Raw genomic sequence first — 7,371 nt, forward strand, 5'->3', positions numbered from 1 at the left:
AAATGGGCAAATAAAAGCCTTTCAATACAAAATTTTACATTAATTCACATAAAAAATATATCCACAAGCGGCTGAGGTGTTTCCAATGGAAAATAAAGACCAATTGCGAGAAGAATTGAAAACAATTGAAAAATGGGAGAAAGATCAAAAAGGATTGTTTTTTTGGGAGAAGCTAGGGCGCATCCCTTTTATGATGCTGGACAAAGTAACGCCTAAGTTTCTTCATAATAAAATAAACGATTTACTAGATGAAATTGCGAATTATATCGACACTGGCGGTCAATATTTAGTGAACAATGATGCTACGCTAGATAAAGCATCTAAACTATTATCCTCCGATGGAAAACTTACATTAGAAGATGTTCAAACATTCCCTCTTGAGAATATGGATAAAGTCGCAAATGCTTTTATCGCGACAAGAGCGAAAAATGCTCAAATTCAAGGAGCGACTACTGGAATTGGCGGGATATTTACATTAGCTATCGATATTCCGCTTATTCTAGGATTAACATTGAAGACGATTCAGGAAGTAGCTGTCGCTTATGGGTATGATCCAACAGATAAAGAAGAACGAATCTTTATGGTCAAATGCATGCAATTTACTTCATCCGATGTCGTAGGAAAGAAAGCGATATTAGAAGAATTGACCGCTCCAAAAAGAGAGCAAGGCTTCTCCCAACTACAAGGATGGCGAGAAGTATTTATGACGTACCGAGATAATTTTGGCTGGAAGAAGCTTTTTCAAATGATTCCGATTGCCGGGATGATTTTCGGAGCGTATATGAACAAAACAGCGATTCAAGATGTTGGCGAAGCCGCTAATATGCTGTATAAAAAAAGACGAGTGTTGGAGCGATTAGAACGATTGGACAATCTAGATCTACTAATCACAGATAAAAAGGAGCCTACTACATGATTAACGTTTTATTTGTTTGCCTCGGAAACATTTGCCGTTCACCGATGGCTGAAGCAATCTTTCGTGACTTACTTGAAAAAGAACAGTTAAGCGACCAAATAACGGTCGATTCAGCGGCCACAAGTTCATGGCATATTGGAAGTCCTCCACATAAAGGCACGGTGACGATTTTAAAAAAATATAACATCTCATCAGCAGGCCTTGCCGGACGCCAACTGCAAAAAGAAGACTTTGAGAAATTCGAGTACATTGTAGGGATGGATGAAAGTAATGTTGCGAACATTTATGAAATGACAGGCCAACCTAACCATCCAAAAATTATCCGCCTGCTCGATTTAACAGACCATAAAAAAGATGTCCCGGACCCTTACTATACAGGGGATTTCCAAGAAACGTTTAACCTTGTTACAGACGGCTGCCAAGCTTTACTTGAGAAGATCCGGGTCGAGCATAACGTAACGAAATAATAAGAAAAGGAAATCCCGCGAATGTGAGTGGGATTTCCTTTTTTTACAAACGCCAAAGAAAGTTCAAAATAGGGCAGCGCGAGGAATTCCGTTTTCCTCACGCTGCCCCGACAAGGAGGTCTAACCAAGCTTATTTACCGGGCACTTCAATCATAATCGCGTCCCCTTGACCGCCGCCAGAACAAATCGCTGCGATTCCGATACCGCCGCCTCGGCGCTTCAATTCATAAGCAAGCGTTAAAATAACACGTGCGCCACTGGCACCGATTGGATGACCAAGAGCGACTGCACCGCCGTTAACATTTACTTTTTCCGGATCAAGTCCAGCTATTTGATTGCTTACAAGTGCAACAGCAGCAAAAGCTTCATTAATTTCAAATAAGTCAATATCCGCAACCGTTTTTCCTGTTTTATTTAAAAGCTTATTTATAACAAGACCCGGTGTTTGCGGGAAGTTTCCAGCCTCTACCGCAACCTCTGCATGAGCTATTACTGTAGCAAGAACATCTTTGTTTTCTTTTCTAGCACGTTCATCACTCATGAGTACAAGCGCAGCAGCACCGTCATTAATACCAGGTGCGTTACCTGCTGTAATCGTGCCCTCTTTACTAAAGGCTGGACGTAATTTTTCTAATACATCTTTCGTAGTTTCCTTACGCGGAGCTTCATCTTTTTCTACAATAATCGGATTGCCCTTCTTCTGAGGCACTTCCACTGCTACAATTTCTTCTGCAAGCTTCCCAGCTTCTATTGCCTCAAATGCCAGTCTGTGACTTCGGACAGCCCACTCATCCTGCAAGTCACGTGACAACCCGAATTCTGTTGCTGTGCTGTCCCCGTAATTCCCCATGTGTACACCAGTGAAACTGCACGATAAACCATCATGAATCATCAAATCCACCATTGGCGTATCACCCATGCGGATGCCCCAACGGGATTTAGGCACAGCATAAGGGGTGTTCGACATCGACTCCATGCCACCGGCGAGAATGACTTCCTCATCACCTGAACGAATAATCTGATCAGCAAGCGTCACACTGCGAAGACCTGAGGCACATACTTTATTAATTGTTTCCGTTTTAACATCCCACGGAATACCGGCTGCACGTGCAGCTTGGCGGGAGGGAATTTGCCCCTGCCCGGCCTGCAGGACATTACCAAAAATAACCTCATCGATTTCTTCCGGCTTCACGCCCGCACGATTAAGTGCTTCTTTCATTGCAATTCCACCAAGCTCTGATGCACTTAATGATGAAAGTGCACCGCCAAATTTTCCAAAAGGTGTTCGTGCCCCATCTACAATTACCGTTCTTGACATAGAATCATCCCCTTTTTTTAGTTTACTGCTACAAGCTCAGGAGCTACAGAAAACTGTGCCTCTGTGTTTGCTCTTACTTCTTCAACAGAAACATTCCCTTGCGTTTCGACTAGAACCATCCCTTCAGGAGTAAAATCAAAAACAGCCAAATCAGTAATTAATCGGTTCACCACTTGCTGACCAGTCAATGGAAGTGTACATGCCTTTTTCACTTTTGATTCTCCATGTTTATTCACATGCTCCATAATCACTACCACACGCTTTGCTCCGTTGACAAGATCCATCGCGCCGCCCATACCTTTTACCATTTTCCCAGGAATCATCCAGTTCGCCAAATCCCCTTGTTCTGACACTTCCATTCCCCCAAGAATAGCAAGGTCAATATGGCCGCCGCGAATCATAGCAAACGACTCTGCGCTGTCAAAAAATGAGGAACCCGGAACGACAGTCACGGTTTCTTTTCCAGCATTGATTAAATCCGCATCTTCCTCACCTGCTACTGGATATGGCCCAATACCAAGTAGACCATTTTCCGATTGAAGCAACACATCGCAATCATCTGGAATTTCATTTGCAATAAGTGTCGGCAGGCCAATACCTAAGTTAACATTCATGCCATCTTTAATTTCCTGAACTGCTCTTTTTACAATATCCAAACGTTTATCGCTCATATTCAGACACTCCATTCCTTCAAAAAATTTTAAGCTTTTGCAACCGTCCGTCGTTCAATGCGTTTTTCATAATTCGACCCAAGCAATAAACGTTGTACATAAACGCCTGGTGTATGGATTTCATCTGGATCTAGTTCACCAGGTTCCACAATTTCCTCTACTTCTGCAATCGTTATTTTTCCGGCCATCGCTGCAAGTGGATTAAAGTTGCGAGCAGTCTTTCGGTACACGAGGTTACCAAATTTATCTGCTTTCCATGCTTTTACAAGTGCGAAATCCCCTACAATTCCTCGTTCTAAAAGATATTTCTTCCCGTCAAAAATCTTCGTTTCTTTTCCTTCTTCAATTGGTGTACCGACTCCTGTTGCTGTATAAAAACCAGGGATGCCTGCACCGCCAGCTCGCATTCGCTCTGCAAGTGTACCTTGAGGAGTCAATTCGACTTCCAATTCTCCGCTTAAATACTGCTGTTCAAAAATTTTATTTTCTCCGACATAAGAAGCGACCATTTTCTTGATTTGCTTATTTGCAAGCAACAGCCCAAGTCCCCAATCATCGACTCCGCAATTATTACTAACAACTGTCAAATCCTTTGTTCCTTGCTCTTTAAGAGCCTGAATCGAATACTCCGGAATACCTGAAAGACCAAAACCGCCCACAATAATCGTTGAACCATCCTTAATATCTGAAACCGCTTCCAAGAAGGAATTCATTACTTTGCTGTTTTTCATCTGGCTCCCCCTCCAACACTTTGAATATTTAGAATAATTTATTTATTTACAGTTTACATTTCTATTCTCTATAAGTAAAATACATAAAAGGAATAAGGAATATGAAAATAAAGAATAAATAGGAGAAAATGATGGAATTACGAGACATAAACTCATTTATCGAAGTCGCTAATCATAAAAGTTTTACAAAAGCTGCTGCCCATTCCTACTTAACGCAACCTTCTTTAAGTAAAGCTATAAAGAAATTAGAGGAGGAACTTCATGTTGAACTGTTTGATCGCTCAACGAGACATTTACGACTGACAGATGCAGGGCAGATTGTATACCAGCAGGGGCAAAAAGCACTGGCAGCATTGTCTGAATTAGATGTACTTTTAGAGGAGCTCATGGATATTACTGCGGGCACAATTAAAATCGGGATTCCTCCTCTGATTGGCACACTTTTTTTCCCTGATATCGCTCGTCGCTTCAATCAAAAATATCCAAAAGTATCCCTTGAGCTGACTGAACTCGGCGCCAAATTGCTTGGCCAGCTTATCGAAGATGGACAGGTCGATCTAGGTATCATTGTCATGCCAGCCAATGAGAAAAAATTCAATATCTACCCGTTTATTCAAGATGAATTCGTTTTATATATTCACGAAGATCATCCACTCGCCCATAAACAGTCTATTTCTTTGAGTGAACTAAGAGACGAAAGATTCATCTTGTTTTCGAAGGACTTTACTTTACATGACCACGTTATCCAAGCATGTGAAAACCATGGATTCACCCCAACGATCTCTTATCAAAGCTCACAGTGGGATTTAATCGTCGGACTCGTCTCATCAAAACTTGGTATCGCGTTATTGCCGAGATTAATTTATGACAAACAAACTAACAGCAATGTCAAAATCATACCGATTGAAGAAAACTCCACTCTCCTTTGGAAGCTCGGGATTATTACTAAAAAAGGCGCCTATCATTCTTTTGCATTAAAAGAGTTATTGAAGATGTTAGGTGAAGAAGAGTGATTTTTAAGGATAATGATATGTTGGGGGAAAGGGAGGTCTGAAAATTGAGGGACATTTCTCTGGCTCGTTTTCTCGGTTTTGTTCTTCATGACCCTAATGAAGGACATTTCACTGGTTGAACTTCTCGGTTTTGTCCTTCATAACTCCAATGAAGGACATTTCACTAGCTCAAGTTCTTGATTTTGTCCTTCATAACTCCAATGAAGGACATTTCACTAGCTCAAGTTCTTGATTTTGTCCTTCATAACCCTGATGAGGGACATTTCTCTGGCTCGTTTTCTCGATTTTGTCCTTCATAACCCTAATGAAGGACATTTCACTGGTTGAACTTCTCGGTTTTGTCCTTCATAACTCCAATGAAGGACATTCCACTAGCTCAAGTTCTCGATTTTGGCCTTCATAACCCTAATGAAGGACATTTCTCTGGCTCGGTTTCTCGGTTTTGTCCTTCATGACCCTGATGAAGGACATTTTCCTGGCTCATTTTCTTGATTTTGTCCTTCAACACACTTTAAGAATGGCAAAAAGGAAGGCTGCCCCGAAAGCCACTTTTCATGACTTTTGGGACAGCCTTATATATATCTATATATCATTGACTTAATTAAGACTCCTCACCATCATCGCCGCCGAAGAAATCAAAAGCTTCTTCAAATTCCTCTGCTTCTTCTTCAAACATTTCCTCAACAAACTCATCCATCACTTCGGCAACTAACATACCTCCTAACACACCAACAGCTAATCCGCCAATCATGCCGGGTAAAGCGGAAGAAATACCGTGATGACGATTAGCCTCATAAGAAAAAGGCTGTGTATAAATATATGGCTGTTCAACTGCTTCAGCGATATATTGACCTAATACTTTCTCAAGCTCTGCTTCATTTTCAAGAATAGTCCAATCTAAGCGAAATTCTCGTTTTGCTTCCACTTCTTTGTAGCCGTTTTTGCAATCTACTTCCATCCAAACAGAAATCCCCGATTGTTCAGCAGCAAAGCGCATTTCCACTTCACTTACTTGTCCTAAGAATGCCTGAGTAGGGAAAAAAGCAAATTCCTGACCATATTGATCAATTTTACCTGAATCCGCCTTCTCTCGAAAACCTAATCGGCCCATTGCATTAAAAATGGCTTGAAGTGCCCCTTGTGGTTGAACAATGAGATGATCAACATCTTTACGATCGACTCCTCCCTCGATATCTAGGTGTGTATCAAAATGATAGGAAACCGTTCCTCGTGAAACCGGGATATTCGTAGGCAGTGCATAATGAAAAGGGATTACCTTTTGTTCTTTAGGCTGAATGCGGTCGCGGCTCATAAGCGGTATATACGCAATCTCCTTTGAAACGTTACCTTGCTTCAGTGAGACATTCATCATAAGGCGAACAGCCAATTGATTGATTTTCTGCTCTACCTCACCACCTTGAATAACGACTTCTCCTTGGATACTTTCCCCTGCTTGATACTGCTGATGATTAAACTGTAAATCTACAGTAGCAGCTCCTTTTCCTAAGCTGGCTAAAATCTTTTTGAACATAGTGTTTCTTCCTTTCAACGTTTTAATATGTAAGTAAAATAGTTCCCTAAGATTATTGAGATACTTTATAAATATACGATAAACATTGAAAATAGTTTCAAATAAAAGAAAAAACACTAACCTTATTTGGGCTAGTGTTTGTTGTCTTAAAAAGTCTCACTATTACAAGCTACTGTTGAATAATAAGAAGTACTATATGAGTGGGCCTAAGTGGACTCGAACCACCGACCTCACGCTTATCAGGCGTGCGCTCTAACCAGCTGAGCTATAGGCCCATATTTGGAGCGGGTGAAGAGAATCGAACTCTCATCATCAGCTTGGAAGGCTGAGGTTTTACCACTAAACTACACCCGCATATGGCGGTCCGGACGGGACTCGAACCCGCGACCTCCTGCGTGACAGGCAGGCATTCTAACCAGCTGAACTACCGGACCATATGATATTAGATTTAAATATGGCGCGCCCGAAAGGAGTCGAACCCATAACCTTCTGATCCGTAGTCAGACGCTCTATCCAATTGAGCTACGGGCGCATATTAAGATGGTGAGTCATGCAGGATTCGAACCTGCGACCCTCTGATTAAAAGTCAGATGCTCTACCAACTGAGCTAATGACTCATGCAAATGGTGGAGGATGACGGGATCGAACCGCCGACCCTCTGCTTGTAAGGCAGATGCTCTCCCAGCTGAGCTAATCCTCCAAAATAGTGACCCCTACGGGATTC

The 7,371-nt window shown here is 41.8% G+C and carries 7 protein-coding genes and 7 tRNA genes (1 of these 14 running past the window's edge); 3 read left to right on the forward strand and 11 right to left on the reverse strand.

Annotation, left to right across the window (positions count from 1 at the left end; genetic code table 11):
- The first annotated feature begins 85 nt into the window (after positions 1–85).
- The gene (locus tag BAOM_RS22175; RefSeq protein WP_127762152.1) at positions 86–916 is read left to right on the forward strand and encodes an EcsC family protein; all 831 of its coding nucleotides are present in this window, start codon (positions 86–88) and stop codon (positions 914–916) included.
- Positions 913–1,383, forward strand: a complete 471-nt coding sequence (locus BAOM_RS22180; protein WP_127762153.1) for a low molecular weight protein-tyrosine-phosphatase — start codon at positions 913–915, stop codon at positions 1,381–1,383. Before BAOM_RS22175 ends, BAOM_RS22180 begins: the two co-directional genes overlap by 4 nt.
- 130 nt (positions 1,384–1,513) lie before the next feature.
- Here the strand turns inward: BAOM_RS22180 and BAOM_RS22185 are convergent, their stop codons facing one another.
- Genes BAOM_RS22185 through BAOM_RS22195 form a run of 3 tightly spaced genes read right to left on the reverse strand, consistent with a single transcriptional unit; the run spans position 1,514 to position 4,103 of the window.
- A complete protein-coding gene (locus BAOM_RS22185; RefSeq protein WP_127762154.1) occupies positions 1,514–2,701 on the reverse strand; it encodes an acetyl-CoA C-acetyltransferase in 1,188 nt (395 codons plus the stop codon).
- A 17-nt stretch (positions 2,702–2,718) separates the two neighbouring features.
- The gene (locus BAOM_RS22190; RefSeq protein WP_127762155.1) at positions 2,719–3,372 is read right to left on the reverse strand and encodes a 3-oxoacid CoA-transferase subunit B; all 654 of its coding nucleotides are present in this window, start codon (positions 3,370–3,372) and stop codon (positions 2,719–2,721) included.
- Between the two features lie 29 nt (positions 3,373–3,401).
- On the reverse strand, positions 3,402–4,103 hold the full coding sequence (locus BAOM_RS22195) for a CoA transferase subunit A (protein ID WP_127762156.1): 702 nt from the start codon (positions 4,101–4,103) through the stop codon (positions 3,402–3,404).
- Between the two features lie 131 nt (positions 4,104–4,234).
- Here BAOM_RS22195 and BAOM_RS22200 point away from each other — a divergent pair, with 131 nt between their 5' ends.
- On the forward strand, positions 4,235–5,116 hold the full coding sequence (locus tag BAOM_RS22200) for a LysR family transcriptional regulator (RefSeq protein WP_127762691.1): 882 nt from the start codon (positions 4,235–4,237) through the stop codon (positions 5,114–5,116).
- A 601-nt stretch (positions 5,117–5,717) separates the two neighbouring features.
- Here the strand turns inward: BAOM_RS22200 and BAOM_RS22205 are convergent.
- From BAOM_RS22205 to BAOM_RS22240, 8 genes are all read right to left on the reverse strand, one after another.
- Complete coding sequence (locus BAOM_RS22205; protein WP_127762157.1) at positions 5,718–6,647, reverse strand: sporulation protein; 930 nt, start codon at positions 6,645–6,647, stop codon at positions 5,718–5,720.
- 201 nt (positions 6,648–6,848) lie between these two features.
- Positions 6,849–6,922 (reverse strand) — tRNA-Ile (locus BAOM_RS22210).
- Positions 6,923–6,927: 5 nt separating this feature from the next.
- Positions 6,928–7,001 (reverse strand) — tRNA-Gly (locus BAOM_RS22215).
- A gap of 3 nt (positions 7,002–7,004) precedes the next feature.
- Positions 7,005–7,081 (reverse strand) — tRNA-Asp (locus tag BAOM_RS22220).
- 21 nt (positions 7,082–7,102) lie between these two features.
- Positions 7,103–7,179: transfer RNA gene (locus tag BAOM_RS22225), tRNA-Arg, on the reverse strand.
- A gap of 9 nt (positions 7,180–7,188) precedes the next feature.
- Positions 7,189–7,264, reverse strand: a tRNA-Lys gene (locus BAOM_RS22230).
- 7 nt (positions 7,265–7,271) lie between these two features.
- Positions 7,272–7,347: transfer RNA gene (locus BAOM_RS22235), tRNA-Val, on the reverse strand.
- 7 nt (positions 7,348–7,354) lie between these two features.
- Positions 7,355–7,371, reverse strand: a tRNA-Glu gene (locus tag BAOM_RS22240); it runs 55 nt beyond the window's last position.

The organism is Peribacillus asahii (assembly GCF_004006295.1).
GTDB classification, from domain to species: Bacteria; Bacillota; Bacilli; order Bacillales; family DSM-1321; genus Peribacillus; species Peribacillus asahii_A.